29 protein-coding genes and 3 tRNA genes are annotated in these 26,457 nt (G+C 49.1%); 27 read left to right on the forward strand and 5 right to left on the reverse strand.

What is annotated here, in order from left to right:
- Positions 1 to 111 precede the first annotated feature (111 nt).
- The 14 genes from EDM58_RS20460 (at position 112) to EDM58_RS20520 (ending at position 11,933) form a co-directional block, all read left to right on the forward strand.
- Positions 112 to 1,734, forward strand: coding sequence for an ATP-binding protein (locus EDM58_RS20460; protein ID WP_122914962.1), 1,623 nt, complete (start codon positions 112 to 114; stop codon positions 1,732 to 1,734).
- Complete coding sequence (locus EDM58_RS20465) at positions 1,721 to 2,413, forward strand: response regulator (RefSeq protein ID WP_122914963.1); 693 nt, start codon at positions 1,721 to 1,723, stop codon at positions 2,411 to 2,413. Before EDM58_RS20460 ends, EDM58_RS20465 begins: the two co-directional genes overlap by 14 nt.
- A gap of 144 nt (positions 2,414 to 2,557) precedes the next feature.
- The gene (locus tag EDM58_RS20470; protein ID WP_122914964.1) at positions 2,558 to 3,628 is read left to right on the forward strand and encodes a tripartite tricarboxylate transporter substrate binding protein; all 1,071 of its coding nucleotides are present in this window, start codon (positions 2,558 to 2,560) and stop codon (positions 3,626 to 3,628) included.
- Between the two features lie 56 nt (positions 3,629 to 3,684).
- Entirely contained in the window at positions 3,685 to 4,152 is a 468-nt protein-coding gene (locus EDM58_RS20475) for a tripartite tricarboxylate transporter TctB family protein (protein ID WP_122914965.1), read from the forward strand.
- A gap of 12 nt (positions 4,153 to 4,164) precedes the next feature.
- Positions 4,165 to 5,691, forward strand: a complete 1,527-nt coding sequence (locus EDM58_RS20480) for a tripartite tricarboxylate transporter permease (RefSeq protein WP_122914966.1) — start codon at positions 4,165 to 4,167, stop codon at positions 5,689 to 5,691.
- A gap of 108 nt (positions 5,692 to 5,799) precedes the next feature.
- Positions 5,800 to 6,390: a GNAT family N-acetyltransferase gene (locus EDM58_RS20485; RefSeq protein WP_122914967.1), complete on the forward strand. Its 591-nt coding sequence runs from the start codon at positions 5,800 to 5,802 to the stop codon at positions 6,388 to 6,390.
- A gap of 79 nt (positions 6,391 to 6,469) precedes the next feature.
- Positions 6,470 to 6,883 (forward strand): DUF3054 domain-containing protein, encoded by a 414-nt coding sequence (locus tag EDM58_RS20490; RefSeq protein ID WP_122914968.1) that lies wholly within the window; start codon positions 6,470 to 6,472, stop codon positions 6,881 to 6,883.
- Positions 6,884 to 6,958: 75 nt separating this feature from the next.
- Positions 6,959 to 7,090 (forward strand): hypothetical protein, encoded by a 132-nt coding sequence (locus tag EDM58_RS26425; RefSeq protein ID WP_023556963.1) that lies wholly within the window; start codon positions 6,959 to 6,961, stop codon positions 7,088 to 7,090.
- Positions 7,091 to 7,231: 141 nt separating this feature from the next.
- Positions 7,232 to 7,588, forward strand: a complete 357-nt coding sequence (locus EDM58_RS20495; RefSeq protein WP_122914969.1) for a hypothetical protein — start codon at positions 7,232 to 7,234, stop codon at positions 7,586 to 7,588.
- Positions 7,572 to 8,201 carry a thiamine phosphate synthase gene (locus tag EDM58_RS20500; RefSeq protein ID WP_122914970.1) on the forward strand — a complete coding sequence of 210 codons (630 nt, stop codon included), beginning with the start codon at positions 7,572 to 7,574 and terminating at the stop codon, positions 8,199 to 8,201. Before EDM58_RS20495 ends, EDM58_RS20500 begins: the two co-directional genes overlap by 17 nt.
- Positions 8,198 to 8,860 carry a thiamine phosphate synthase gene (gene thiE, locus EDM58_RS20505; RefSeq protein ID WP_122914971.1) on the forward strand — a complete coding sequence of 221 codons (663 nt, stop codon included), beginning with the start codon at positions 8,198 to 8,200 and terminating at the stop codon, positions 8,858 to 8,860. Before EDM58_RS20500 ends, thiE begins: the two co-directional genes overlap by 4 nt.
- An 83-nt stretch (positions 8,861 to 8,943) precedes the next feature.
- On the forward strand, positions 8,944 to 9,855 hold the full coding sequence (locus EDM58_RS20510; RefSeq protein WP_122914972.1) for a hypothetical protein: 912 nt from the start codon (positions 8,944 to 8,946) through the stop codon (positions 9,853 to 9,855).
- Between the two features lie 108 nt (positions 9,856 to 9,963).
- Positions 9,964 to 10,248, forward strand: a complete 285-nt coding sequence (locus EDM58_RS20515) for an antibiotic biosynthesis monooxygenase family protein (protein WP_246000911.1) — start codon at positions 9,964 to 9,966, stop codon at positions 10,246 to 10,248.
- 158 nt (positions 10,249 to 10,406) lie between these two features.
- Positions 10,407 to 11,933, forward strand: coding sequence for a two-component system sensor histidine kinase NtrB (locus EDM58_RS20520; protein WP_183187574.1), 1,527 nt, complete (start codon positions 10,407 to 10,409; stop codon positions 11,931 to 11,933).
- A 120-nt stretch (positions 11,934 to 12,053) separates the two neighbouring features.
- Here EDM58_RS20520 and EDM58_RS20525 read toward each other — a convergent pair whose 3' ends face one another.
- Both EDM58_RS20525 and EDM58_RS20530 read right to left on the reverse strand, forming a co-directional pair.
- Positions 12,054 to 12,737: a response regulator gene (locus EDM58_RS20525; RefSeq protein WP_122914995.1), complete on the reverse strand. Its 684-nt coding sequence runs from the start codon at positions 12,735 to 12,737 to the stop codon at positions 12,054 to 12,056.
- The gene (locus EDM58_RS20530) at positions 12,712 to 13,944 is read right to left on the reverse strand and encodes a sensor histidine kinase (protein WP_342769047.1); all 1,233 of its coding nucleotides are present in this window, start codon (positions 13,942 to 13,944) and stop codon (positions 12,712 to 12,714) included. Before EDM58_RS20530 ends, EDM58_RS20525 begins: the two co-directional genes overlap by 26 nt.
- 409 nt (positions 13,945 to 14,353) lie before the next feature.
- On the opposite strand from EDM58_RS20530, the gene EDM58_RS20535 reads away from it, so the two are divergent.
- From EDM58_RS20535 to EDM58_RS20595, 12 genes are all read left to right on the forward strand, one after another.
- Positions 14,354 to 17,491: an efflux RND transporter permease subunit gene (locus EDM58_RS20535; protein ID WP_122914996.1), complete on the forward strand. Its 3,138-nt coding sequence runs from the start codon at positions 14,354 to 14,356 to the stop codon at positions 17,489 to 17,491.
- A gap of 26 nt (positions 17,492 to 17,517) precedes the next feature.
- The gene (locus EDM58_RS20540; RefSeq protein WP_122914975.1) at positions 17,518 to 18,759 is read left to right on the forward strand and encodes an efflux RND transporter periplasmic adaptor subunit; all 1,242 of its coding nucleotides are present in this window, start codon (positions 17,518 to 17,520) and stop codon (positions 18,757 to 18,759) included.
- Positions 18,760 to 19,003: 244 nt separating this feature from the next.
- Positions 19,004 to 19,714: a cytochrome c biogenesis CcdA family protein gene (locus tag EDM58_RS20545; protein WP_122914976.1), complete on the forward strand. Its 711-nt coding sequence runs from the start codon at positions 19,004 to 19,006 to the stop codon at positions 19,712 to 19,714.
- Between the two features lie 21 nt (positions 19,715 to 19,735).
- The gene (locus EDM58_RS20550) at positions 19,736 to 20,257 is read left to right on the forward strand and encodes a TlpA family protein disulfide reductase (RefSeq protein ID WP_122914977.1); all 522 of its coding nucleotides are present in this window, start codon (positions 19,736 to 19,738) and stop codon (positions 20,255 to 20,257) included.
- Between the two features lie 107 nt (positions 20,258 to 20,364).
- A complete protein-coding gene (locus EDM58_RS26280) occupies positions 20,365 to 20,568 on the forward strand; it encodes a hypothetical protein (RefSeq protein WP_122914978.1) in 204 nt (67 codons plus the stop codon).
- Between the two features lie 113 nt (positions 20,569 to 20,681).
- Complete coding sequence (locus EDM58_RS20560) at positions 20,682 to 20,849, forward strand: YycC family protein (protein ID WP_122914979.1); 168 nt, start codon at positions 20,682 to 20,684, stop codon at positions 20,847 to 20,849.
- Positions 20,850 to 20,936: 87 nt separating this feature from the next.
- Entirely contained in the window at positions 20,937 to 21,503 is a 567-nt protein-coding gene (locus tag EDM58_RS20565) for a thioredoxin family protein (protein WP_122914980.1), read from the forward strand.
- Positions 21,504 to 21,590: 87 nt separating this feature from the next.
- On the forward strand, positions 21,591 to 21,902 hold the full coding sequence (locus EDM58_RS20570; protein WP_122914981.1) for a hypothetical protein: 312 nt from the start codon (positions 21,591 to 21,593) through the stop codon (positions 21,900 to 21,902).
- A gap of 88 nt (positions 21,903 to 21,990) precedes the next feature.
- Positions 21,991 to 22,066 (forward strand) — tRNA-Thr (locus EDM58_RS20575).
- 57 nt (positions 22,067 to 22,123) lie between these two features.
- Positions 22,124 to 22,205: transfer RNA gene (locus EDM58_RS20580), tRNA-Leu, on the forward strand.
- 39 nt (positions 22,206 to 22,244) lie between these two features.
- Positions 22,245 to 22,318, forward strand: a tRNA-Gly gene (locus EDM58_RS20585).
- 967 nt (positions 22,319 to 23,285) lie between these two features.
- A complete protein-coding gene (locus EDM58_RS20595; protein WP_122914983.1) occupies positions 23,286 to 23,963 on the forward strand; it encodes an SOS response-associated peptidase in 678 nt (225 codons plus the stop codon).
- A 98-nt stretch (positions 23,964 to 24,061) separates the two neighbouring features.
- Here the strand turns inward: EDM58_RS20595 and EDM58_RS20600 are convergent, their stop codons facing one another.
- From EDM58_RS20600 to EDM58_RS20610, 3 genes are all read right to left on the reverse strand, one after another.
- On the reverse strand, positions 24,062 to 24,619 hold the full coding sequence (locus EDM58_RS20600) for a DUF3231 family protein (protein ID WP_122914984.1): 558 nt from the start codon (positions 24,617 to 24,619) through the stop codon (positions 24,062 to 24,064).
- A gap of 88 nt (positions 24,620 to 24,707) precedes the next feature.
- The gene (locus tag EDM58_RS20605) at positions 24,708 to 25,124 is read right to left on the reverse strand and encodes a DUF2243 domain-containing protein (protein ID WP_246000912.1); all 417 of its coding nucleotides are present in this window, start codon (positions 25,122 to 25,124) and stop codon (positions 24,708 to 24,710) included.
- Between the two features lie 120 nt (positions 25,125 to 25,244).
- Positions 25,245 to 25,595, reverse strand: coding sequence for a DUF2512 family protein (locus tag EDM58_RS20610; protein ID WP_122914986.1), 351 nt, complete (start codon positions 25,593 to 25,595; stop codon positions 25,245 to 25,247).
- Between the two features lie 345 nt (positions 25,596 to 25,940).
- Between EDM58_RS20610 and EDM58_RS20615 the strand changes: the two genes are divergently transcribed.
- Positions 25,941 to 26,258, forward strand: coding sequence for a metal-sulfur cluster assembly factor (locus EDM58_RS20615; protein ID WP_122914987.1), 318 nt, complete (start codon positions 25,941 to 25,943; stop codon positions 26,256 to 26,258).
- The last annotated feature ends 199 nt before the right edge of the window (positions 26,259 to 26,457 follow it).

Consider the following 26,457-nt stretch of genomic DNA (forward strand, 5'->3'; position numbering starts at 1 on the left):
TGGGGGAATGTACAGCTCATACCACCATTTTGGGCGGTCCTTTTTACATGATGATTGAAACTGTCCTCACAATTGGTTTGGGTGGTAAAATGAACCAGAGGTGAGATGAAGATGGCAAGGTTGAAGAGAGTGCGCCTCTCCTTTCAGACGCGAATGATTTTTTTGATTACATCCGTCATTATTGTGATTATTGGTGCGATCGGTCTGATTTTCTCTTCCATTATTGCCTCCTCCATCGAGGAGCAAATTGGAAAAAGAGCGTTGAGCGTAGCGAAAATAGCAGCCAATGATCCAGAGCTTCGCGCAGCTTTTTTTACCGACAATCCATCTGCACTGATCCAGCCGATCGCGGAAAATGTCCGCTCTCAAACGGATGCTGAATTCGTCGTCGTCGGGAACAAGGAAGGAATTCGCTATGCCCATCCACTGGCGGATCGGATCGGCAAAGAGATGGTAGGAGGGGACAACGAGCTGGGGCTGCAGCATGGGCAGTCATACATTTCCAAGGCAGTAGGCAGCTTGGGCCCTTCCTTGCGCGGAAAAGTGCCGATCAGGGATGAACAGGGAGAAGTGATCGGGATCGTATCGGTTGGTTTTCTTCTCGAGGACATCGAAAATGCCATTGATGATTATCAGGATAAAGTCATCCTGATCATGGGAATTGCCGTCCTGTGCGGAGTGCTGGGAGCAATTGTATTAAGCCGCTATCTCAAGCGTGCGATTTTGGGCTTGGAGCCCGAAGAAATCGCTGCCTTGTACGTAGAGCGCAATGCCGTGCTCGAATCGGTGCGAGAAGGGATTGTCGCGATCGACAAGAACAATCGCATCACCATGATGAACAAGGCTGCACTGCGAATCTTGGAGCTCCCGGTTGACGATGTGCATGGAAAACAGATTTATGAAGTGTTGCCCGATAGCCGGATGCCGGAAATTCTCGCCACTGGCGAGTACCAGTTGGATCGCGAAACCTTGATCGGAGGAAAGGAAATCATTGCCAATCGGCTCCCCATTAAGCTGGGTGATCAAATTGTAGGAGTCGTCAGCAGTTTTCGTTCGAAATCAGAAATCGACCAGCTTGCGTCTGAGCTTTCGCAAGCGCGAAGATACGCTGATGTACTCCGTGCACAAACTCATGAATTTCACAATCTGCTCTACACCATTTCAGGATTGCTGCAACTGGGATCGATTCAGGAGGCCGTCGAGCTGATTACCAGCGAAACCTCATCCCAACAGGAATTAATCCTCTTTTTAGCCAAACAAATTCCGGATCCGCTGATCGGAGCTCTCTTGCTGGGCATGCACAATCGAGCCAAAGAACTGAAAATTCAGTTTTTAATCAATCATGACAGCCGCATATCCGAACTGCATGCTACGATCAATCGTCAACAAGTAATCATCCTGCTGGGCAACCTACTGCAAAATGCGCTGGAGGCGGTCAATGCCTCCGGGAAGGAACCGAAGATTGTCGAATGCTATCTGTCTGATGCCGGAGAGGAGATCCTGTTTGAAGTGGAGGACTCTGGCCCGGGTGTGCCGGAGGAGTTGCGCGATCAAGTGTTTGAATATGGATTCTCGACGAAAGAAGGGGAAAAGCGCGGGCTGGGACTGGCCAAGGTACGTGATATTGTCGGAGAAATGGGCGGTTATATCTTGTTAGGAAGAAGTGAAAGAGGCGGAGCGCTGTTTACGGTATCACTGCCAAAGGAATGGAGGGGCAATCATGCAGAAGGTTGAGGTTTTGATCGTCGAGGATGATCTGCGAATCGTCGATATTAATCGGCGTTTTGTCAGCAAAATAGAAGGGTTTGAAGTGATCGCGACCGCAACGAACGGTGCCGAAGCGAAGGAGCTATTGGGGTTAACCAACCCGCATCTGGTCTTGCTGGACGTGTATTTGCCCGACATGCTGGGCACGGAGCTGGTCTGGCACATTCGACAGCACCACCGCGACACGGACATCATCATGATTACCGCAGCGAAGGAAATCGAAATGGTTCAAGATGCATTGCGCGGCGGAGTATTTGATTATATCGTCAAGCCGCTTGTGTTTGAGCGCTTTCGGGAAAGGCTGGAGTATTATAGAGGGCATCTCCTTCGTACCCGAGAAGCAGGCGAGGTCGACCAGGATGATATTGATCGGATCCTCATGCGCAATTTGGCCAAGGGCAGGATCAGGGAGTCAGCTGTACCCAAGGGAATCGATATCCTTACGCTGGAAAAGGTGTTGGAAGCAATCAAGCGGACGAAGCAGACCGGGATGTCTTCCGAAGAGATCAGCAAGTTGATTGGGACAAGCCGGACAACCGCGCGCCGTTATCTGGAATACCTCGTTGCGGAGAAGAAAGCCCGTGCTGAGCTCATCTATGGATCGGTAGGAAGACCGGAAAGGAAATACCGTTATCTGGAAACGTAAAATCGCGTGAACAATATGAACAAAAAGTACATTACGTACATAATAGGCTTTATGTACGTAAACTAGGCTTGCACGCCCCCTCCATGTTATCTTAAAAGCGATTTTGAATGCGCTTTCAGAAAAGGGAAAATAGGGGGAAGTGTTATGAAAAAAAGAAACGCGTTAGTAGCACTGTCTGTTTTGCTCTCACTCGCATTAGTCGCCTGTGGCGGCGGGAATGCGGGCAGTGGTTCGAGTAGCGGTTCGAGTAACGGTTCGAGCAGTGGATCAACAGCTGGTCAAAGTGAACAGCCAGCTTCCCGTTATCCCGAAAAGCCAATTGTCATGGTAGCGCCCTCTGGAGCAGGCGGCGGTTGGGACAAAACAGCGCGTTCACTTGGGAAGGTATTAAACGAAAGCAAACTGATCGAACAGCCAATCACCGTAGAGAACAAACCAGGCGGTGGCGGCGTGGTGTTCATGGCGGAGTACGTCAGCAAGGACAAAGGCAATGCGTACCGTCTTTTTGTCAATTCGCCACCGATTTTGATCAATCACAACAAAAAAGAAGGAAACAGCCCATTCGGTTATAAAGATGTCACGCCATTGGCGCAAATGACCAAAGATTTTGGCGCTGTTGTCGTGAAAGCAGATTCACCCTATCAGGATCTGAAAAGCCTCTTGGAGGCGCTCAAGACGGATCCAAGCAAAATCACTTTGGCGGGCGGTTCCGCTCCAGGGTCGATGGACCATCTGATAAGCGTTCTCCCAGCAGCGAAATACGGCATTGATCCCAAAAAGGTGAAATACGTCTCTTATGACGGCGGCGGCGAGGCAATCGCTGCACTCTTGGGCAACAATGCCGATATGATCGCCACGGATGCGTCGGGTATTACCGAGTATCTGAAGGCAGGTAAAATTCGCGTATTGGGTGTGACTTCGGAAGAGCGGCTCGGCGGTGACCTGAAGGACGTGCCTACCTTAAAAGAACAAGGTATCGATGCTACCTTCAACATATGGCGAGGTGTATTCGGACCGCCCGACATGCCGGCAGATGCCAAGGCTTTCTGGGAAGGGAAGCTGAAAGAGCTGTCTGAAAGCGAAGCGTGGAAAAAGGAATTGGCAGCGAACGGTTGGGAGAGCGAGTACAGGGGCGCAGAGGAATTTACGAAGTTTCTCGATGAACAAGACAAACTGGTGCAAGAACTGCTGGCATCACTGGGAATGTCGAAATAGGCAAAGCTGGAGAGGGGACTCCCTCTCCTTTTTTAACCGAAGGAGGTTGCGCCATCGTGAACAAAGCATTTGATCGGTACAGCAGTGTTTGTTTTGCTTTGGTAGGGGCACTGTTTGTTATCGAAAGCCGAAATATTTCTACAAGCGCCTATGGCAGCGAAGTGGGACCAAATTTGTTTCCCATGGGTCTTGGCATCATCCTGATTATACTCAGCTTGCGCCTGTTCTGGGAGTCGACGCGAGCCAGAACGGAAAGCTCTACCGCAACAGAAGGCAAAACGCTGCAATACAAACGCTTCCTGGTCATTTTCGCTGCAACGCTGCTCTATGTCTATTTGTTGGAGCCAGTCGGATATGTGATTACGACCTTTCTCTTTTTGTTCGTGACATTCAAAGTAATGGGAAGCAAAAGCTACATCAAAACGACATTCGTGGCTTTCGCCTTTTCTGCAGGCGTCTACTACGTCTATGTACATCTGCTACAAGGAACGCTGCCAGGTTTTCCGGTCTGGCTCGGCTTTTAAGGAGGGGACAATATGAGTACATTGCAGTACCTGGCCGATGGATTTTATATTGCCATGCAATGGCATAATTTGCTCTATGCCTTTATTGGGGTTCTGATCGGCACGGCTGTTGGTGTTTTGCCTGGCATCGGTCCCATGAGTGGAGTAGCCTTGCTCATGCCGGTCACAGCTTCCTTGACGAGCGGCATGAATGCAGAGCAGGCGGCAGCGAGTGCCTTGATTTTGCTGGCAGGCGTCTACTACGGAGCGATGTACGGCGGATCGACAACTTCCATTCTTTTGAATACGCCCGGCGAGTCCTCATCAGTGGTCACCACACTGGATGGCTATCAAATGGCAAAGCAGGGAAGAGCGGGCGCAGCCCTGTCCATCGCGGCGATCGGCTCTTTTGTGGCGGGCGTATTCGCTTTGGTGGCACTGGTTTTTCTCGCTCAGCCGCTGTCTGATCTGGCTTTGCATTTTGGTCCAGCGGAATATTTCTCGCTCATGCTGCTTGGATTGTGTGCTGTGAGCGGCCTCGGCGGCAAATCGATGACCAAAGCCTTGATCATGACGGTTTTCGGTCTGCTGCTGGCTACCATTGGGATCGACAATGTGTCTGGGGTCGCCCGCTTTACGTATGATATTCCGTACCTGTATCAAGGCTTGGAGTTCTTGACGATCGCCGTCGGACTGTTCGCCTTGGGTGAAGTGTTTAAAACCATTTTGGAGAACGACATCAGCTCCAAGCAATTGATCAAGGTTGGACGAATTCTGCCGAGCGCCATGGACTTGAAGCAAAGTGCAGCTCCAATCGCTCGTGGCTCGATTCTCGGTTTCTTTGTCGGACTGCTGCCTGGTGCCGGAGCGACATTGGCCTCCTTTTTTTCCTATATCCTCGAAAAGAAATGGAGCAAAAATCCGGAACGATTCGGCAAAGGAGCGATCGAAGGAGTGGCAGGCCCGGAGTCCTCGAACAACGCTGCTTCTGGAGGAGCAATGATCCCGCTGCTGACGCTCGGCATCCCGGGTTCAGGTACGACTGCGATCCTGATGGGAGCTCTTTTGATGTACAATGTCCAACCGGGTCCCTTGCTGTTTACGGATCATCCACAAGTGGCGTGGGGACTGATCGCCAGCATGTTCATCGGCAACCTGATGCTCTTGGCCTTGAATATGCCGCTGGTGAAAGTCTTTGCCAAAATCATCGAGACACCACCGCATTTCCTGATTCCTTCGATTATCGCCATCTCTGTTTTTGGTGTTTACGCCGTGCAAATCACTACCTTCGATCTCGTCCTGCTGGTATTCTGCGGATTGCTCGGCTACTTCCTGAGTTCTAATGATTTTCCCCTGGCACCGCTTGTCTTGGGACTGGTTCTAGGGCCGATGATCGAAAACAATATGCGTAGAGCCTTGACCACTTCCAATGGAGACTTCACAATCTTCTTGACCAAGCCATTGTCTCTCATCTTCTTGGGCTGCGCTGCTCTGTGGCTGATCATTCCCCTGATTTTGAAGGTAAGAGGCAAAGAAGTTGTGATAAACGAAGAGGCATGATGATCTTCTCTTGACAGTGGGGGCAACCACCATTATCCTTGTAAAAATTTGAGCCAAGTGTTCTGCTGCAAGACTTGGGCAGAACACTTGGGCAAAGGAGAATGGAATATGCTTCAACTGTCACCAGTCATTTTGGAAGGAAAATACGTGCGCCTCGAACCGTTGCGGGAACATCATGCCCAAGGGCTATGGGAGGCAGGAAAATACGAAGAGATTTGGACGTATATGTCCAAAAAAATGAGTTCACTAACAGACATCCAGGATTGGATCAGGATTGCGATGGATAATGAACGTAAGGGAACGGAGCTGCCTTTTGTCATTCTAAAAAAGGAGAGTGGAGAGATTATTGGCAGTACACGGTACATGGCCATCTCCCTTCATGACAAAGGTCTGGAGATCGGGCATACATGGCTAACCCCATCTGTCTGGAAAACGAGGGTCAATACAGATTGCAAATATCTGCTATTAAAACATAGCTTCGAAAAAGGGTGCATACGGGTACAATTGAAGACGGACGCCCGGAATCAGAATTCGCAGCGTGCCATTGCACGAATTGGCGGTGTGCGTGAAGGCGTGCTGCGAAACCATATGATTATCCAGGATGGATACGTGCGGGATACTGTCATGTTCAGCATTCTGGATCGGGAGTGGCCGGAAGTAGCGAAGAAGCTGGAATTGTTGCTGTTTGGTGAATCATGAGCGATGTCGATTGTCGATCCCATGCTGGCATGTATACTATAGAGGAAAGAAAAAGCCTCCGCCAGAAAAGAGGGTTTGCATGGGACATCGTATCATGCCGGCTGGCTATGTACTGTTTGCCGGTGATTTGGTCGCGTTTTGGCTATTCGTCTATATTGGAAAAGGAATACATCAGCTCCCCATAACCTTTTTGGGAATGTTGGAGACGCTTGCGCCGTTTTTGCTTGCGTGGCTTGTCGCATCCTTTTTGCTGAAAAGCTATTATAACAAGCGTTATATGACTGTATGGAGCAATCTGCTTTCCACTTTTTTGACCTGGACATTGGCTGCCCCGATTGGTCTTCTGCTTCGCTCCTGGTGGACAGGCGCGTCTTTGACCTGGATATTTGCGGAAGTAACCTATCTGGTGACATTCGTTTTTTTGCTGGGCTGGCGTGTTCCATTCGCTGTCGTCTATGCTGTTCGTGGTCGAATGCAGCGAATTGAGGGCTAATGCAAAAATCCTGGTGTAAACACCGGCCAACTGGTTACGCTATTCCATGACGAACCGTTGGAGGAGGTGTGCGCAGTGGGCAAAAATAACAACAGCAAGGATCTAGGCAAAAACCGCGGAAAGACGCTGGATGAAAACGATAAGAATACAAACCTGCGACAATCGCATCATAATGACCGCAATGAAGGGACAAGCAAAAGCCGCTGAAAATCTCAGCGGTTTTTTTCTTTCAGGAAGGGTAAATTCTCTGATGCGATAAAGGGAGAAAGCAGTTGGCGAAAGGTCAAGTTTTTCTCATGTTGAAATGGTATAATGGAGGTTGTTTCAAGGGATGGAGGGACAAAAAAGATGCCGGAACCCATAGTGGATGTTCAGCCGGTGACTATGTCGTCACAGGCATTTTTACTATTATGCCGTTTGTTTGACGGCTGTTATGACGAGTTGAAAGAAACGGAATCCTTGCATGAATTGATTGAGTCCATCGCGAATACCCTGCTGGCCGGAGTGGACACCCTGGAAAAACAGGAGAAAAAACCTCGGACGATAACATTTCCCCTGACGCTGCAGCAATCCTTTTTCCTGCGCCGTTTGATCGTGGAAATGCTTGCACGCGCTCCACAAAAAGAAGATCGCATGATGGAGTGGCTGCAAGAGTGTTTAGAAGCATTGTCTGGAGGTGGCGGGGGCGATGCGGCAAAGGCCTGAGCTCCATGTGATCACCAGCGGCAAGCAGCCTCTGGAGGAGGTTTTGCGCATCGCGGAGCTGGCTTACGCAGGCGGGATGGACTATCTGCACATCAGGGAAAAGCAGCGAACGGCGCGCGAGTGTATGGATTGGGCCATGGCCTTGTCTGGAGTCATGCCGCTTGATCGTCTCCTGATCAATGACCGGGTCGATGTAGCGTCGGCAGCAGGCTGCCGCGGGGCTCATCTCGCCTACCACAGCCTGACCGTCCAGGAGGCGAGGAGGGTCGTGCGGGATGACCAGTGGCTTGGCAGATCTGTTCACTCCTATGACGAGGCAGTAGCAGCAGAAGCAGAAGGCGCTGATTATTTGATCTACGGCCATGTGTATTCCAGTGCTTCCAAGCCGGGTCTCAAGCCGCGCGGCGTCGAGGAGCTGAAGCAAATCACTGCGGCATTGCAGACGCCTGTCATCGGCATCGGAGGTGTGACGCCTGACAACGCCGTTGAGCTATTGAAGGCGGGCTGTGCAGGAGTAGCGGTACTTTCTGGCATTACGGCGGCAGATGATGTAAGACAGAACACGTCCGCCTATCGTCAGGCATTGGACCAATGGGAGGAGATCAGGAAATGAGAAATCGGGAAAAACTGCGGCAAAAGCTTGGCGTTTATTTCGTGGTCGGCTCTCAGGATTGCGGTTTTTCAGTGGAGGAAACGCTGCGGATCAGCGAAGAGGCACTGCGCGGAGGTGCAGGCAGCCTGCAGCTGCGAGACAAAGGGAGCAGGCTCTCGGACGAAGAGCGTTTTGAATTGGCAAAAGCCTTGCAACGCTTATGCAAACAGTACGACGCCCTGTATTTTGTCAATGACGATGTCGATCTGGCTATTCGGCTGCAAGCGGATGGCATTCATGTCGGCCAGGATGATATGGCATTGAGCGAGGTGCGCGCTGCTGTCGGTGAGAACATGTACATCGGTATCTCGGCAGGCAACGTGGAAGAAGCCATGGCAGCTAAAGCGGGCGGCGCTGATTGCCTGGGAGTCGGGGCCATGTTCGCTACAGCATCCAAAGCGGATGCTGGAGAGCCGATCGGACCTTCAGGCTTGCGGGCGATTCGGGAGGCAGTCGGAATAGATCTGCCGATTGTAGGAATCGGGGGAATTACTCTCGCCAATGCACCAGAAATCATGTCAGCCGGTGCTGACGGTGTAGCTGTCATCAGTGCGATCAGCCGTGCGGAATCGCCCCGGGAAGCCGCTGCATCGCTCGAGCGGATTGTATCTGCTGTCTAGCACAGACACGTCCGTACATTCATATGGTACGATAAATAACGTGCAGGGGAGCTTGCAAACAGGCATCAAAGGTGGTGGAGACCATGAAGAACCGGATCTATCGAATTGGATATGAGTGGGTCAGCAAACGGGAGTTGCTGGAACGTCTGACTCTGAACGATAGCTCCTTGATCGAGCATAAGCGGTTGCACCCGAAGGCTGAGGATACGGAAGCGGAGGTCTCCCCGGAAGAGGAGCGTCACAAAGTGCTGATTCGCTGTCAACGCCGCCCGGGTGAATGGGTGACGTTCAACGGTCTGTACGAAGTGATGCATCGGGAGCCGATTCCTTGGATTGATTCTCCGCTCGAATACCATCAATTTGGTTCCGAATTGATACCGGGAAACATCAGAAGGGAAAAAGCGCCCCAGGGAAGGATTCCTGCACATACAAAACTGCAAATCGCCGCGATCCGGCAGGATACGGTTTTTGTCACCGTCCCTGGCCATCCTTCGCGGCGCTATGAGATGTCATTGTCCCATGCCCGTTTTGCCAAGGATCATCCGAGTGAGCTGGAGTTGAAACTGCAAGTGTACGCCTATCCACCGAGACATGACATCTATGTGGACTGGCTGCTCAAGGAAGGACGGAAATCAGGGATCATTACCAGACCGAATCAGGAGCGTGTAGAACGATCCGCTTTTCAAGTCTGGGATGAACTGCGAGTCGAATACGGCATCAGTGTGAGTGCGGCTCTCGTCGCTATTAAGCAGGCGTTGATCGTTCTGGACCGCGCCGGCGTCGAGACTGATTTTCCTTACCCGGTCCAGGAGCGTTCCGATTTGTCCTTGTTTAGTGATGCGGAGAGGGACGCTTTTTATTCCTATCACGCTGTACGATGCGCGATGGCTGCTGTCTCCGCTCTCCTTACGACAGATCCCAAGGAACCTTTGCAGGACATCCTTTTGCTTGATATCATGCTGGAGCAACAAACCAACCGGAGACGTGATACCTGACGTCTCCGGTTTTTATGCGTGGCGCAGCCAAGTTTTCTAATTCCAAGGAATGGCGTATACTAAACTAGTAAACAATCGAAAAAGGAAGTGCCGCAGATGTATGTCTCGATGAATCGTTTAGTGGTTCCTGCAGATTATCAGTCTCACCTGGAACGCGCATTCTCGCAGGGAGGCGAGCGCATGAAGGACGTACCAGGGTTCAAGGAATTTTTATTCCTGGCTCCAGCCGAAGGCGACGAATACATCGTGTTCACGAAATGGGAAAGTGAACAGGACTTTCGCAACTGGACGGAGAGCGAAGCATTCAAGCGAGCTCACACTGGTACCAACCCGAATAGTCCGGTGAAATCCGACCTGCGCAACTATGTTGTGAAAGCATTTGCGAACGCGTAAGAAATGGATAGGTGGCGTGATTTTTGATCCAGACAAAAAATCACGCCACTTTACATTGGCCTAATTTTCGCGCAATATTAAAGGTATACATAAAAAAGATTGAAAATTCTGCTATGGGAATATGAGAAGAATGAATCATGACAAAGGAGCCGGAGGCTTTGAATAAGCGAATATGGTCGGATCTTATGAAAATGGTCCCTGATATGACGGCAATGTCCCTGCATATTCTATCCCGACGTCTACCTTTTTCCCTGTACCATCCGGAGGACAGAGGGAGGTTTGAATCCACGTTTTCCATATTTATCAAGTATTTGATTGAGGCGTTAGATACGGGGAAGCACAGCACATTGGAGCGCCAAGTCTATCGCTTTGTCAAAAAATACGGCTTGAAGGATACGCCGATCCTTTTCTATATCGAGCCGTTGCGTGTTTGTAGAGATGTGGTAATGGAACAGTTGCAAAAGCATGCGAACCAGCAGGCAGCCACCCCGGAGGATTTGTTGCGGTATGCGAACATCCAGCTCTCCTTGCATGAATTGTTCGATCTCTTGATGAATCGCATCTTGGAATTATTCCCTCATTCACGTTTTCATCCGGCATCATCCTCGTTTCAGCCCTTCCTTCTGCCATCAGTAGAGGAATCCGAAGCACATGTGATCCTGCGCGGGGTCTTCCAGTTGATCATGCAGTCAAACGAGATGGCCGTTCTGATTATCGATCATCGCCTGAATGTGCTGGAGATTAATCCGCTGTTTGGAAAAATGTTCGGAATTGACAGGGATCAGATCAGGGGAAAATGCGTGGATGAGGTCATACAGTTCGATGAAAGCGATCGATATATACAATGGGTGATAGAACGCGGAGAATCCGGCCATTACCTGCTCGAGCATCAGGGAAGGTGGCTGACGATCAGCACATGTCCGATCGCTCATGAGGATCGTATATATGGTGCTATGGCTGTGGTAAGGAATCTCGAGGCTTCGCAACAAAATGAAGAGGAAATGACGAGGAGCGAAGCACTCGCTTCAGTAGGGCAGCTAGCTGCTGGCATGGCCCATGAGATTCGCAATCCGTTGACGTCCATAAAAGGCTTTATCCAGTTATTGCGCGAGCAGCAGGATCATCAGTTTCGCGATACGTACTACTCCGTCATCTTGATGGAAGTGGAGCGAATCAATGAGCTGTTAAATGACGTACTTGTCCTGGCGCGCTACCGCGATAGCCATATTGTCTCCGAACCGTTCCCGGTTTTGGAGGAGCTGCACAGTGTCGTTCGTTTGCTGGAACCCGAAGCGAATCGCAGGGGGATCCGCCTGGAGGTCGAGGCGACAGAAGGCAATTGGCAGGTAAAAGGGCATCGGGCGCGAATGAAACAGGTTTTTCTTAACCTTCTGAAAAATGCATTGGAAGCCATTCATTTCGGAGGACAACTAGTCTTGGTCCAGGTGCGCGTCACTGGGAAAGATATTGTTTTTACGATTGAAGATGATGGGCCTGGCCTTTCAGATGAAATCAAAAAGAATTTGTTCATTCCTTTTTATACGACGAAAGCAGAAGGAACCGGTCTGGGATTGTCGATGACTCAGCGAATCATCGCGGATCATGGGGGGAGGATATCAGCGGACAATTCCGCTCGTCTAGGCGGCGCCCGATTTGAAGTAAGGCTTCCCCTGGTTCGGGAGTGACCATTTTTCGGACATGCTGAAAAAATCGCCGATTTTGAGGTGGAGTGTAGCGCTTCCAACATCAAAAGAGGCGATTTTCTTTTTATAAGCGCAGAACCAACTTTCGGCAAAAGAAAGGTGTTACTTGACGAGGCGGTGGCGGAGAGCTTTTGCCACCGCTTGCGTACGGTCCTCGACACCCATCTTGTGCAGGATGCGATGCACATGCGTTTTGACGGTTCCTTCCGAGATGTACAAGTTTTGTGCGATCTGATCATTGCGATATCCATATGCAAGCTGTTGCAGGACGTCCAGCTCTCGTTCAGTGAGCTCATCCAGCAGGAATGACTGATCGACGGCGCTCTCCACTTGATTGCGCGAAGAGTGCAAGACCTCCGCGAGAGCTTTGGCGGCCGTAACCGTATGAAAGAGGGCTTCTCCTTGATTGGCTCGCCGGATTAAATCAAGCATTTCCTGTGAATCGGCATCTTTGAGCATATACCCAACAGCTCCGGCGCGGATCCCTTCCACGACATAGTTATGGTTGTCGAAGGTGGTAAGGATCAACACCTTGATTTCCGGATGCATCTGGACAATTTCTTTTGTCGCCTGGATACCGGATTTCTTCGGCATTTGCACATCCATCAAGACCACGTCTGGAGCGAGGGTGGAGACCAGCTCCACAGCTTCTACTCCATCAGATGCCTCGCCGATCACTTCCATGTCCGGCTGCATCTGAATGACGTATCCGAGCCCTTGGCGGATCATGTTTTGGTCATCGACGAGTATGACCTTTATCTTAGAAGGATTGCTTGCTTCGCCCATTTGCATTCTGCTCCTCTCCAGGTGGAATTTCCCCAATTTTGGTCGGAATTGTCACTTCCAATTGAAATCCATGGGGTTCACGGATAAAATAGGAAAGTGCTCCATTCAGCATTTCGATTCTCTCCTGAATGCCAGTCAGTCCAAAGCCAGGCTGGATTTTATTGTCTCTCGTAATCGAGCCGTCGTCCTTGACGCATAGACGAATGTCTTTTTCGCGCATCTCGACGATCACCTGCAAATGCTTGGCATCGGAATGCCGCAGCGTATTGGTTATCGCCTCCTGCAAAATGCGGTAGAGCGAGATGGTAATTTGCTGAGGAAGCGGAACCTCCAGCTCTTCGGTGACGATCTCCACCTGTAGCCCGGTATGCTTTTCCACCTGGGAGACCAGAGCGCGCAGAGGATTTAATCCCAGCCAGGTGTTGTCGCTTGCCAATGTATGGACAGAGGAGCGGATGTCCTCCAGGCTTTGCTTGGCTACTCCCAGCATATTTTGGACCGCTTCCTGTGCTTGTGGAGGCCCTTCATGCAGCATGTACTTGAGCGCGTGTAGCTGGACGATCAAGGAAGTCAGACTATGACCCAATGCATCGTGTATATCTCGCGCTATTCGTGTGCGCTCCTCGAGCACAGCGATCTGCATGGTATCGATTGCGGCTTCCTGCAATTGACGATGCGCTTCCTGCAGATCCCCGTGAGCTTTTTGGAGTTCCTGGTAATGGAGCTGGCTCGCTTCATACGCTTCATTCTGTATGCGGTAGCCTCTGGCGCCGATGTAACAACCGCTGTATGAGAGAATAAAGGAAACGATATGCTGAATCCGCAAGTCTGTATCGAAAATGAGCAGCAAGGTCGCAACGATCGCAAAAAAGGTTGCGTACAGAATCGAGCGTTTGGTTCCGATATTATAGCCGATAAAAATGGCGAGCGGCATCATCATTCCGTATGCTTCTCCGCCTACAAGGAGTCCTTTTAAAAGAGAGAAAATGCCAATGGCGACTGCGATCAGTTCCGCCCAATACGATTTCCAATTTTTTTTGGGAAACCAAAACAAAAAAATGTAACTTATGAATAGGACAATCGTAATAGAAAATTGGAGCGGCGTTTCCCTCATAAAGGATTCGGGAAGCAAGGCTAATACGATCAAGATGGTGAACCAAATGATCAAAATTCGTTTTTGAAGAGCGTCTTTTATCCCCTTCAGCAAAGAGATTTCCTACTTTCTTTCGCTGTATTATACACCCAATTTCATTCTAGCATGGGGTGTCATCTATCTCTAGATAGATACCCGAGACAAATATACAGCCATGTGATAGATTTCACTTTTCCCTTCGATGGTTAGAATGAAAAAGGAAATGAAGCACCTTATCCCTGGCATTCGTATGACTTTTTTCGTTCATATGGCGGGGACGAGGCCTTGCAAGTCTGCGTCGTTGCGTCGCAGGCGTGTCTTTATTTTGTGTAAACGGGGTTGATGAATGGTTGCGGGTTTGATGAAAGGAAGAGAAGAGATCGGAATCTCACGCTGGTACATACTCTTCTTGCAGACACGTGCCATTTTCATTACATGCAACAAGCATCCAAGCAACAAGCTGATTGGGAAGAGGTGAGTGGTAGTGAATGTGTCCGAGTTATCGATTAAACGCCCCGTACTAATGATCATGCTGACGGTGGCCATGATGATTTTTGGCTTCGTATCGCTTCCACGCTTGGCGATTGACCTGATGCCGGAATTGAACTTTCCGGTAGCTGTCGTGGTAACTTCCGTTGACGGCGCATCCCCAAGCGAGGTAGAGAAGCTGGTCACCAAGCCGATTGAAAATGCACTTGGTACTGTGGCGAATCTGGACTCGATTCAATCCGTATCCATCGAAGGAGCTTCACAGGTTATCCTGATGTTCAATTGGGGAACCGATCTGGATATGGCAACACTGGACATGCGCGAAAAAGTGGACCAGGTTCGAGGAGCATTGCCTGATTCCGCAAGATCGCCGCGCGTGTTGCGGATTGACCCTAACAGCATGCCGATCATCACCTTTGCTGTTACGGGAGAAGATGATGTAAACCGCCTGAAGGATTTGACGGAAGATCTGATCCAATCCCGCCTGGAGCGTATTGACGGTGTAGCGTCTGCTTCGCTCAGCGGTGGTCAGAGCCGCGTCATTGATATCGTCGTTGATCCTGCCAAGTTGTCCGCCTATGGACTGACATTGGATCAACTTTCACAAGCCTTGAGTGCGAGCAACCTGTCCGGTTCCGGCGGTATTGTTCGCGAGGGTGACGAAAAACTGAGCATCCGCGTTCAAGGCGAATACGCCAACGTGGAGCAAATCGCCCTGACTCCCATCAATGTCGGGGGCAATTCGATCCGTTTGAGCGATATCGCGCAAGTCAATGATACGCGCGAGCCGGTCAGCCAGATCAGCTATGTAAATGGAAAGCCTAGTCTGGGAATTTCTATTATTAAAGCATCTGGCGGAAATACAATCGAAGTAGCAGATCAAGTCAAGAAAGAAATGGAAAAGATCAAGGCCGAGCTGCCGGAGAATATCGAAGTCATCATGACGATGGATACCTCCACCTACATCAAGGACTCGATCTATACCACAGCAGAGCATGCCTTGCTGGGTGGCGGGATCGGGATGATCCTGTTGTTCTTCTTCCTTGGCAGTCTTCAGTCCATGCTGGTGGCAGTCATTGTTCTTCCTGTCTCCATCGTAGCGACATTCCTGTTGATGTATATGACGGGACAGACGATCAACCTGATCTCCTTGTCCGGTTTGACGCTAGGTCTGGGGTCATTGATTGACTTTGCGGTCGTTATGCTGGAAAACATTTTCCGTCAGCGGGAACAGGGAAAAGGCATGATGGAAGCCGCACTGATTGGTTCCAAAGAAGTAGGTACCGCCGTTATGGCATCCGCCTTGGCTCAGATTTGCGTATTCTTGCCAATCGCGATGACTGAGGGGATTGCTGCCGAATTGTTCGGGCCGCTTGCTTTGACCGTCGTGTATTCGCATATTGCGGCATTGGTTTTCTCCCTCTTGCTGGTGCCAATGCTGAGCTCGCGCATTTTGAAGAAAGTGCCGGATCATGGAGAAATCAAAAATTACCGGGGCATCAATCCTGTAATCTGGTTCAACATCGGATTCAAAAAATTGGAAAAAGCATACCGAGTCGTGTTGAAATGGGCATTGGGTCATCGTAAAACGGTGATGATTTCCTCTGTCGTTCTGATGGTAGGCTCCCTTGCCCTGACACCGATGATCGGGGCCGAATTCATCCCGGCTATGGACGAAGGCCAGGTTAATGTTTCCATCAAGATGCCGAATGGTACTGTTTTGGCCGAGACGGAGAAGGTTGCCAAACAAGTGGAAGAGATTGTGAATACAGTCCCCGAGAAGGATATCGTCTCGACATCCATCGGCAGCAGCGGTTCACCGCTGGCAAGCTCGCTCTCGTCCCATATGGCAAGCGTGACGCTCACGCTGGTCGATGTTACGGAAAGACAGCGTTCTTCCGATGCTATTGCGATTGAATTGCGTCAAAAGCTGCAAAACATCGCGGGTCCTGAAATCACTGTAAGTGCCAGCCAATCGATGTCGACCGGTTCGCCGATCCAGGTAAACCTGTCGGGTGACGATCTGGATGTGCTGCGGGACATCAGTGACATCATCAAAGGCGAAATCGAAACCATCCCTGGTACGACCAACGTGTCTACAAGCCTGCAGGCATCGCTCAAAGAGTTTGAAGTGAAGGTAGATGCCCAAAAAGCCAGTATGTATGGGCTGACTACCGGTCAAATCCTGTCCAGCGTACGCACGTCCTTCCAGGGACAGACCGTCACGAAATACCGTACGGGTGATGACGAAATTGATGTCAAACTGAAGCTTCCTGAAGAATACCAGGAGGACATCAACTACCTGAACAACTTGCGGATCTCCGCGCCAGGCGGAGCGCAAATCGCTCTGTCATCTGTGGCGACCATCAGCAAGGTAGATATCCCGGTTTCCATCAACCGGACGAATCTGACGCGTCAAGTGAGCATTACAAGTGATCTGGAAGGCAGAGACTTGAATTCGGTCAGTACGGAAATTCAAGCGAAATTGGCAAATCTGAACCTTCCTGACGGATATAAGATTGATTTTGGCGGACAGAGTGAAGATATGATGGAATCCTTCGCCAGCTTGGGTCTAGCAGTACTCTTGTCTGTCGTATTGCTTTACATGGTAATGGCTGCGCAGTTTGAATCCTTGTACAGTCCGTTTATCATCATGTTCTCGGTTCCGCCGACCATTTCCGGCGTATTGCTTGGCTTGCTGGTGACGGGAACTCCAATCAGCGTGTCCGTCTTTATCGGATACATCCTCCTGATTGGTCTGGTTGTGAACAACGCCATCGTCATGATCGACTATGTCAATCAGCTGCGTGCAAAAGGCTGGGAGATGTCAGAAGCCTTGCTGCATGCTGCTCCGGTTCGTCTGCGTCCGATCTTGATGACGACACTGACAACGATTCTGGCAATCGGACCACTCGCGTTTGCTGGCGGTTCTGGTACAGAGACGCAGGCACCGATGGCCATCACCGTTATTTTTGGTCTGAGCTTCTCGACCCTGATTACACTCGTGCTGGTCCCTGTAGTCGCTTCATGGTTCCATGACATGGGCAGAAAACGCAAAGAAAAACGCCTGAGAAAGCAACAAAAGAAACTGCAGAAAAAGCAGCAGAAAACCGTTCCGGCTTTGGAATCGTAAGGTGCGCAAGGAGAAGGAGGGACATTATGAATAGAAGTAAAAAACCTGTCATACTGGCCTTGATGGCCATATCGCTGGTGGTGGGTGCGTGCTCGGCTCCAGAACCGGAATCGACTACACCGACCGAAGAAACAAAGGAATCCGTCACCCCTGTACAAATCGACTCGGTTAAGACAGGTGCAGTAGAATCTGATTCCGGTATTACAGCAAAGCTGGCGCCGGTCGAAGAAGTACAAGTCATGCCAAAAGTGGGCGGTAAAATTACTTCCCTGCCAGTCAAACTGGGTCAGCACGTGACAAAGGGTCAAGTTCTGTTCAAATTGGATGAACAAGATTTGATCAATGGCGTACAGCAGGCAGAAGCTTCCTATGCTGTAGCCAAGGCGAACCTGAACCAGACGGGCAACAGTACTGATCAAGGACTGACGCAAGCCCAAAACGGTTTGAAACAAGCAGAGCTGAGTTTGAATGAGGCAAAACTCAATCAACAACGGATGCAGAACCTCTTTACGCAAGGAGCGATCTCATCCCAGCAGATGGAGCAAGCCAACAACCAACTGACGAACGCGCAAACCGCTTATGACAACGCCCAGCAAAATTTGCAAACGGCGCAGAAAAAGACTGGGCTTCAAGTCTCTGAGGCTTCTGTCCAGCAAGCGTCTGTCGCCTTGCAAAACGCCAAGGAACAGTTGGCGAATGCGACCGTCACGTCTCCGATCGACGGATTTATCTCCAGTGTCAACGGCGCAGTCGGTCAGATGGCCGGTCAACAGCCGGTTGTGGTAGTCGTGAATACCAGCTCGCTGATTGTAAAGGCAAATCTGTCCGAAGCAGATATTACGAAGGTAACAGTCGGTACACCAGTTAAGGTACATGTGCAATCTACTGGACAGACGCTGGATGCGAAGGTCACTGCCGTAAGCCCTGTGATGGATCAACAAATGAAGGCGTATCCGGTCGAAGTTACAATTCCGAATGAAAAGAATGAACTGAAATCGGATATGGTCGTGACGGTTACCTTCCCATCCGCTGGTACCGAGGGTGCTTCCAGCCTGATCGTTTCTCGCGCCGCAGTTTTCGAGCGCAGCGGGAAACAGTACGTATTCAAGCTGGAGGGAGATGTCGTGAAACAAATCGAAGTAACGACAGGAAAAGGCTCCAGCGACCAGATCGAAATCGTCTCTGGATTGAGCGAAGGCGATCAAGTCGTGGTAAAAGGACAAACGCTCCTGCATGACGGAAGCAAAGTAAGCATTCAGAACCAATAAGAAATGAAAGAACATGAAAAGAGACGGGTTGCTCCGTCTCTTTTTTTGTGGTGTTGAATACAATCAGAATGGAAAATCCGAGTAAGCGTGTTAGAGCATGAATTGCATTCCGAACAAAGTTTACATAATAAAAATTATGTAGTCTTAAATGTCACGTATTTAAGACAAAGTGCGAGGACTGCTTTTGGCTTCTGGAAAGATTCGTTACAATAGGTACAACAAGCAACTTTTAGTGGAGGTAACGATGAGTGGCGAAATCTCTATTCTGTTAGCCTTTGGAGCAGGCTTTCTGTCGTTTATATCGCCTTGCTGCCTGCCGCTTTACCCGTCTTTTCTCTCTTACATAACCGGAGTTACGATGGATGAAGTGAAGAAAGGCAAGGCTGTGTTCCAAAAACAGGCACTGCTCCATACCCTGTTCTTTATGGTAGGTTTTTCGGTTATCTTTATCGCTTTGGGATTGTCGACATCCTGGATTGGCAGTTTGTTCGTTGACAAGCAGGATCTCATTCGGCAGCTTGGCGGCATTTTGCTTGTCATTATCGGTTTGGTCATGCTGCAGGTCTTTAAAATGGACTGGATGATGCGCACCTGGAAGGTCGATTTAAAATCCCGCCCCTTGGGGTATACTGGGTCTATACTGGTAGGCATGACGTATGCAGCCGGTTGGACACCATGTGTCGGCCCCATTCTTTCCGGAATCATCGTGATGGGTGTATCCGAACCGTCCCTTGCATTGTCTTATACGTTGGCATATACGTTGGGCTTCGCGATTCCCTTTTTCATCATGACTTTTTTCATCAGCAAAGTGAGCGCGATCGTCAAGTATTCGGATCGCTTCATGAAGGCTGGGGGAGTGATCATGATCATTTTCGGCGTGCTCTTGTATACAGACAAGTTGACGGACATTACTCGCGTGTTGATTCAGCTTTACGGGGGCTTTACCGGATTCTAACCGAGAAAGCTGGGGGATTAGATGAAGAGACTGGTATTGGCCATGCTGCTGGCTGTTGGGCTTGGCTATGTCATTGTCGGGCAGCAGAGCGTACAAGTCATGGCACAGGATCAAAAACCGGAAGTTGGCTATCAGGCCCCTCATTTTACGCTGACGGGACTGAACAACCAGCAGTACCGCGTTGCGGGAAAGCGCGAGAAGCCCTTAATCATCAACTTCTGGGCCTCCTGGTGCGGACCATGTAAAATGGAAGCGCCGGATTTGCAAAAAATACACGAGATGTATGGGAAGAAAGTGGATCTATACGGCGTAAATGTGACGAGCAACGATAATCCGGAAGCCGCGATGCAGTTTGTCCAATCCTACAAGCTGACCTTTCCCATTCCTATGGACGTGACGGGAAGCGTTTCCGATCGGTACAAAATCATGGCTTTTCCAACCACGTACCTCGTTGACCGCGAAGGAATTGTCCGCCAAAAAATCATTGGAATGATCGATGCCAAGACACTAGAGAAAGAGCTGCAAAAGCTCTTGGCCGACTAACATGCCCAATTAAAGCCTCTTTGCGGTATTTTGTATCTTTGCCTAAGGTACAGGGTCGATCTCCTACATAGACTGGATTGAGTTCAGGGCTATGGGGGGAATGACGGGTGGCCAAGGGAAAGAAAATCAAAAAGGATAAACGAAACCATCCCAATCAGGTTAATCTGAAAATCGTGACATCCCAAACCTGTCAGGTGTGCAAACAGCAGTGTTCACGAGGGTTGGCTTATTTGGAAAAGATGTCACAGCCCGGAACGATTGGGTTTGGCGTACCATGTATCCTCACCCAAAAAACGAGTGCTGCTAAATAATCGGATAGGTGCTTCGAATAATCCCTTCTATTGCGAGGGATTATTTTTTTTTGCAAACTGGATTGCCCATATACCCTGTATTATACTGAGAGAATGAGAAAGGAGCTGATCGTATGCGACCCTTGCAAATATCACCGGAGACCGCAATTAAGCTGGCGGAGGCTTTGAATGTGCCATTGGAGCGACTGATGCATATGCCCCAGCATATATTGCTGCAAAAAATGATGGAATTGGCGAAAGAGGAAGATCAGCCGGGCAAACAGGCTGATAATAAGGAATAACACCTTTAAAGTGCAATAGAATAGAGGAGTATTGCCTCTTTTCGTGGAAGTGGAAGAGAGAAAGAAGATACACTGGAGGAGAAGCAGATGGCAGTCAATGTCGCTCACAAATTTCGAACTGGAATCAAGCCGCAAGCATTTGTAGAGGGAATGAATAAAAACAAGGAAGCCTTCGAGAATTGGTCACAGTCTTTTGCATGGCCAAGCGAAGAGGATCAGGCGTTTTTTGCTTCCTTGCAGCACCGTGATGATTTGCGTTGCCTGATCTTGGCTGCAGATTGGTGCGGGGATGTCGTGCGCAACGTCCCGGTTGTTTTGAAGGCGTTGGAGCCAACCATGATCCCGACTGAGATCATGATCATGGAAGATCACCTCGATCTCATGGACGAGTTCCTCACAATGGGTGGACGCGCCATTCCGGTAGTGATTTTTGCTGATACAGGCGGGCATGTGCTCGGGACCTGGGGACCTCGTCCCAAACATGTGCAGGAAGTAATGATTGCTTTCAAACAGCAAAACCCGGATCGCAATGCACCTGACTATGACGAAAAGATCAAGGTTGCGCGCGAGCAAATGCTTCAGCAATACGGGGAAGGAACCGGCTATCAGGCTGTCATTGTAAAAGAATTGAGAGAGCTGCTGTCTTCCTTCTAAATGCACATACGTAGCCAGGCGGGTTGCAAGCCCGCCTGTTGCTGTGAATCACGCTAATTACCGCTTCGTTTAGAAAGGCTGAGGTTCATGCATTATTACGGAAATGAAACGATCATGTCGCTGGAGCAAGTCCTGCGCTTGAAGCCGTCGGAGATACGCATTCTCGAATGGGTGAGAACCTACGAGTTTTTGGAAAACTCTTACGGCATCGATGAGCCGGTTCCATTTTTTCTGGATATTCGCTGTGAGGAAGTGGGCGTGCGAATCCGCAAGAATCGAATCACCTCGTTTCCAGACTTCGAGTGTGAGGAAGAGCGAATATTTCCCGAGATAGAGGAAGCATTAGAGCTCTTTCGGCAATGGGCTGAAGAAATTTTATCAAAGACAGAAAATGTGTAAAAAACGTATTGACGTTCTTTTTTGTTCATGTTAAATTAATAAACGTCGCTCCTAGTTCACAAAAACGCGAAATGGACGACGTTATGATGCCGGTGTAGCTCAATTGGTAGAGCACCTGACTTGTAATCAGGGGGTTGTGGGTTCAAGTCCTATCGCCGGCACCATCTTTTCTAGATTGTTTTTTTGCTGGAAAGATGCTATAATATCATTACACTTTTTATGCCGGTGTGGCGGAATGGCAGACGCGCGCGACTCAAAATCGTGAGGGAAACCGTGGGGGTTCAAGTCCCTTCACCGGCACCATACTTACATACAAGACAAGCTGGTCATACCCGTCCATATGCGGGTGTAGTTCAATGGTAGAACTCCAGCTTCCCAAGCTGGCGGCGTGGGTTCGATTCCCATCACCCGCTCCATACGAAAACCCTTGAGAAATCAGGGGTTTTTTTGTTATTTCTCAACGGCCTAAGCCCTGGGAGACTAAACAAGACAAATCTGCTGAACAAGCGTCAAAATGGCCAATCGCTTACGATTCTTAAAAACGGCTACGAGCTGCAATTCAAGCAAGGTAATTTGTGTCCTAAAATAAGCTTTCGATCAGGGGTCATGGCATTTCCATTCGAATAATCTAAAAGTATGAATTCTTCAATAAGGGGTGCCAGTAATTCCATGTATAAGCTTAAAAAACGAATCGGATCGGGAAAACATCGAATTGTTTATGATATTGGACACGGCCATGTTTTAAAGGTTTCCAGGTCAAAGCGTGGTAGGCGAAGCAACAGAAAGGAAGTGTCCATATACTACTCATCACCTCGTTCGGTGAGAAAGCATCTTGGGAGAATCAAAAAATTTCATCGAAAATATTCCTGGATAAAAATGGTGAAGTATTGGCGGAGATTTCCCCGCTCTAAGAAATATAGGAAAAAACTGAAGAAAACGATAGCTTATTTTAGGAAGCGTGGAATTATGCCTGATGATGTATTAACTCGTAAGGGCAAACCAAAGCTCTGTAATTTACGGTTAAAGCGAAAAGGAAAAATAGTGTTCATTGATTATGCAAATTTTAAGCGCAAATAGTATTTGTGAAAAGGGCGGGAAGAGCTGACAAAAGCGGTAGGCCCACAATACCGGGGCCCCATACCGATTCATGCTGCCATGAAAGTGGACAAGGATATATGCCTGCGGCAGTCTTTCCGCAGCGTGCTTGCCGAACCCGGGTACACCTCAGAAAAACTGCCAACAGGCGCAGGCGCAGTCGCAGTTCAGTGCAGTCTAGCAGATTGTCTTAAAATGAAGAACGCCATCCAACTCTTGTTACAGTCAAACGAGGACGTGTTTCCCTCTTCCCTACGTTGGCAAAGATGTTAGCAGGAGGGATGTAATATGTGCGGGCGTTTTACGTTAGTTACGGATCCAGACAAATTGGTGCTGCGGTTTCATATCGAGGTTATCCCTTTTGAATGGCAGGCACGATACAACATTGCTCCAGGACAAAACATCCCGGCAATTATCGAAGACAAGGGCCAACGCAGAATCGGCCAGCTGAAATGGGGTCTCGTCCCATCCTGGGCTTCGGATGCAAAGGGCGGATTCAAATTGATCAATGCCCGTGCAGAAACGCTCAGAGAAAAGCCTGCTTTCCGTCGGCTATTGGAACGTAAACGCTGCTTGATACCTGCCGATGGCTTCTATGAGTGGCAGCAGGGTCCGAAAGGCAAACGGCCCATGCGAATCATGCTGCGATCGGGAGAACTTTTTGCTTTTGCCGGTCTGTATGATACCTGGACATCCGTCGACGGTCAAAAGCTGCACACGTGTACCATCATTACCACCCAGCCCAATAGCCTAGTAGCGGACATTCACAACCGAATGCCTGTCATTCTGAAACGAGAAGACGAACCATTCTGGTTGGATCGTGAACGATATGATGCAGCTCTGCTTCAATCGTTCCTTGTGCCATATGACCCGGTTCACATGCGCGCATATCCCGTACCAGCTTTAGTCGGAAGTCCCAAAAACGATGTGCCGGAGTGTATAAAGGAAATAACCGAGCTGGCATGATATTCCTGCCACTTACAGTGAATCGATATGATAGGGAGCGGCATCCAGGAAGCCGGATGCCGCTGATTGTCTCTCTTGGTGATTACTTGTAGCTTTTGTTACGCGTGAACAGGTTCAGGGGTCTGCAAATGAAGCGGCGGTGGCACTAACCAGCCTTTTTCTTTGTTGATTCGCAACAGCCTTGCACCAAACTGAGCTTTAGCAGTGTGGATTTGACCAAACATCATACCGATATCTTCTCGAATCGATTGTCCAATGATTTGACTGCACGCGACTAAACCGGTTGCAATGTCCTTCGAAACACCAGCAGCGATTTCCGGATCGTTAAATCGTGCACCTACAGGGATGCTCTCTAGGGAAGCTACTGGACGTTCGGGTGCAGTTGGGGGAGGAGCAATCCCATTTACCTTCAAGAGATTTTCAATCTGTTGAATTTCTTGCTTCATGCTCTGTGTAACGTCCTCGAGAAAGCTTTTCAGGTCCTGATCCCCTGTATGGTTGATAAACGTTTGATATGCCACAAGCAGACCTTTTGTTGTAGCCAGATAACTCCATACTCCAAAGACTTCACCATAGTGCATAGGCTCATTTTGAGGATTACCACTTAAGATTCCCATTAACATCCTCCCAGAATTCATTAATGTTTTTATATCCATGTGGGTTCTCCTAACTGTTTTTTTAACCCGTTGATATGGTTTCCCTAGGAAAGGAATGTTATGAAGGTAATTAAAAGCAAAATCACGACTAAGTACGACTGGCTCGGCGAACTAGCATCCATCCAATGAGCAACAGAAAAATAGCGCATATATCATATGAGATGTCAAAAAGAAACTGGTTGGGCCCCGGCTTTACATGATGAATTTGTAACACATGGTGATTTATAATCCCCTCGGCCAAATTAAACGTGCCAGCCCCTAATAAAAAACTACCCCAGAAGCAGCTTGGCTTGTCCAGGGGGTTAGCCCTCCATAACACGATGCCTGAAATAAAAATGATGATGGTTACCAATAAATGAAAAAGACCGTCACTAATAATTTGGTGGACCCGATCGGTGTGCATATTTACACTATGCCATTGCAAGATTTGATGAAAGATGATTCCATCAAGCATGCCAATCATTCCGATACCAAATAAAAACGAACCAACTGCTGTTTTTTTCACTTTATTACAGATCTCCTTACCTGAATGTATTATGTTCAACCCATACCATGCGTTAACCCAATAGAGAATGAACCCCTCTAAGGAGTGATACTTAGAGGGGAGTCCCAGAAAGTTGTACATTTACTTTTCGGTTCCTGCATTTGCAACGTCATTCAATCCTAAATAGCGATGGAAGAAAAATTCAGCGACACCTAGGATTGCAACTGTCGCAATCAGCTCCCCAAAACTCAAATCCCAGTTGAATGCGCGAGAAACAGCCCATAAGTAAACGGCAGCGATTACCGCATCGGCAATTGTAGCCGTAATATTATTGGTTGCCCGCAGGATTAACTGATCTCCAAGCAAGTAGGCAATTACGGTTAACCCAAGTGCAGCAAGTATGGCCGAACCCCAAGTCGCATTGGTAAACCAGATCAAGCTTCCGACAACGATCACGCCGTTAATGATTAATTTGATTAAAAATCTAGACATGGAACTCAATCTCCTAACAATAGTAAAATCGTGGGTGCAAGCAAGTGCATAGCTGATTCCGTTGGGAAAATCCTACATATGATTCACGTTTATCACCTCACTTTACGTATTACTTTGAGCAAAAAAAGGAATTTTTATTTCGACTTTGCTTTCATGAGGGAAGGACGCGAATATCAGGCGGCTGATACGATGGACAAACCGGACTTTTTAGGTCATTTGTCACGACTGGCATGATCGGATCCAGTTCGATGCTCCATTGGATAAAATCATCCCTAAGCGGTCAAAGTAGAAAAGTGATGATTGTCCATTCCCCTCCCCGTGCGAGGAATGAAAGAGGTGCTTCCGATGGCGATAGAAGATAAATTATGGGCTGCACTAGAAGAAGTGATCGATCCTGAGATTGGTGTGAATATTGTAGATCTGGGGCTGGTCTATGAGGTGGAGGTCGACGAGGCGAAGGGACAAGCGAACATTGAAATGACCCTGACGATTCCACAATGCCCGTTGGCTGATCAAATTGTACAGAATGTAGAAGCAGCGGCAATATCGGTACCCGGGATCAAGGATGTAAAAGTCTCACTGGTATGGGAACCAAAATGGAGCCCCGCAAGAATGAATGACCGCGCCAGAGAAGAAATCAGGTCGCGCCAAGCTATACCGTGATTCCTGGTGAACGAGAGAACCCGCCTCTATATCGGTCTGAGGCGGGTTTTGCATGTCTAGTCTTCTGGCGTGCGATCCAGGAACAGTTTGGTCACTGACGTGTATTCACCGTTTTCGATTTCCGTTTCACTTGCTTTGGTCTCCAGCGGATCATGGCCGTATAATCCGGGAGCCACTGTTGTAACCGTCAAGTAGTTTT

Source organism: Brevibacillus panacihumi (assembly GCF_003710985.1).
GTDB lineage: Bacteria > Bacillota > Bacilli > Brevibacillales > Brevibacillaceae > Brevibacillus > Brevibacillus panacihumi.

What these genes read in the sequence shown, in the direction of transcription:
- thiE (WP_122914971.1), top strand. Translation starts at nt 8,198, where the DNA reads ATGAGAAATCGGGAAAAACTGCGGCAAAAGCTTGGCGTTTATTTCGTG.
- EDM58_RS20460 (WP_122914962.1), top strand. Translation starts at nt 112, where the DNA reads ATGGCAAGGTTGAAGAGAGTGCGCCTCTCCTTTCAGACGCGAATGATT.
- EDM58_RS20610 (WP_122914986.1), bottom strand. Translation starts at nt 25,595, where the DNA reads ATGTCTAGATTTTTAATCAAATTAATCATTAACGGCGTGATCGTTGTC.
- EDM58_RS20495 (WP_122914969.1), top strand. Translation starts at nt 7,232, where the DNA reads ATGCCGGAACCCATAGTGGATGTTCAGCCGGTGACTATGTCGTCACAG.
- EDM58_RS20545 (WP_122914976.1), top strand. Translation starts at nt 19,004, where the DNA reads ATGAGTGGCGAAATCTCTATTCTGTTAGCCTTTGGAGCAGGCTTTCTG.
- EDM58_RS20470 (WP_122914964.1), top strand. Translation starts at nt 2,558, where the DNA reads ATGAAAAAAAGAAACGCGTTAGTAGCACTGTCTGTTTTGCTCTCACTC.
- EDM58_RS20515 (WP_246000911.1), top strand. Translation starts at nt 9,964, where the DNA reads ATGAATCGTTTAGTGGTTCCTGCAGATTATCAGTCTCACCTGGAACGC.
- EDM58_RS20510 (WP_122914972.1), top strand. Translation starts at nt 8,944, where the DNA reads ATGAAGAACCGGATCTATCGAATTGGATATGAGTGGGTCAGCAAACGG.
- EDM58_RS20500 (WP_122914970.1), top strand. Translation starts at nt 7,572, where the DNA reads ATGCGGCAAAGGCCTGAGCTCCATGTGATCACCAGCGGCAAGCAGCCT.
- EDM58_RS20595 (WP_122914983.1), top strand. Translation starts at nt 23,286, where the DNA reads ATGTGCGGGCGTTTTACGTTAGTTACGGATCCAGACAAATTGGTGCTG.
- EDM58_RS20465 (WP_122914963.1), top strand. Translation starts at nt 1,721, where the DNA reads ATGCAGAAGGTTGAGGTTTTGATCGTCGAGGATGATCTGCGAATCGTC.
- EDM58_RS20485 (WP_122914967.1), top strand. Translation starts at nt 5,800, where the DNA reads ATGCTTCAACTGTCACCAGTCATTTTGGAAGGAAAATACGTGCGCCTC.
- EDM58_RS20540 (WP_122914975.1), top strand. Translation starts at nt 17,518, where the DNA reads ATGAATAGAAGTAAAAAACCTGTCATACTGGCCTTGATGGCCATATCG.
- EDM58_RS20480 (WP_122914966.1), top strand. Translation starts at nt 4,165, where the DNA reads ATGAGTACATTGCAGTACCTGGCCGATGGATTTTATATTGCCATGCAA.
- EDM58_RS20560 (WP_122914979.1), top strand. Translation starts at nt 20,682, where the DNA reads ATGCGACCCTTGCAAATATCACCGGAGACCGCAATTAAGCTGGCGGAG.
- EDM58_RS20615 (WP_122914987.1), top strand. Translation starts at nt 25,941, where the DNA reads ATGGCGATAGAAGATAAATTATGGGCTGCACTAGAAGAAGTGATCGAT.
- EDM58_RS20600 (WP_122914984.1), bottom strand. Translation starts at nt 24,619, where the DNA reads ATGGATATAAAAACATTAATGAATTCTGGGAGGATGTTAATGGGAATC.
- EDM58_RS20525 (WP_122914995.1), bottom strand. Translation starts at nt 12,737, where the DNA reads ATGGGCGAAGCAAGCAATCCTTCTAAGATAAAGGTCATACTCGTCGAT.
- EDM58_RS20490 (WP_122914968.1), top strand. Translation starts at nt 6,470, where the DNA reads ATGGGACATCGTATCATGCCGGCTGGCTATGTACTGTTTGCCGGTGAT.
- EDM58_RS20570 (WP_122914981.1), top strand. Translation starts at nt 21,591, where the DNA reads ATGCATTATTACGGAAATGAAACGATCATGTCGCTGGAGCAAGTCCTG.
- EDM58_RS20550 (WP_122914977.1), top strand. Translation starts at nt 19,736, where the DNA reads ATGAAGAGACTGGTATTGGCCATGCTGCTGGCTGTTGGGCTTGGCTAT.
- EDM58_RS20565 (WP_122914980.1), top strand. Translation starts at nt 20,937, where the DNA reads ATGGCAGTCAATGTCGCTCACAAATTTCGAACTGGAATCAAGCCGCAA.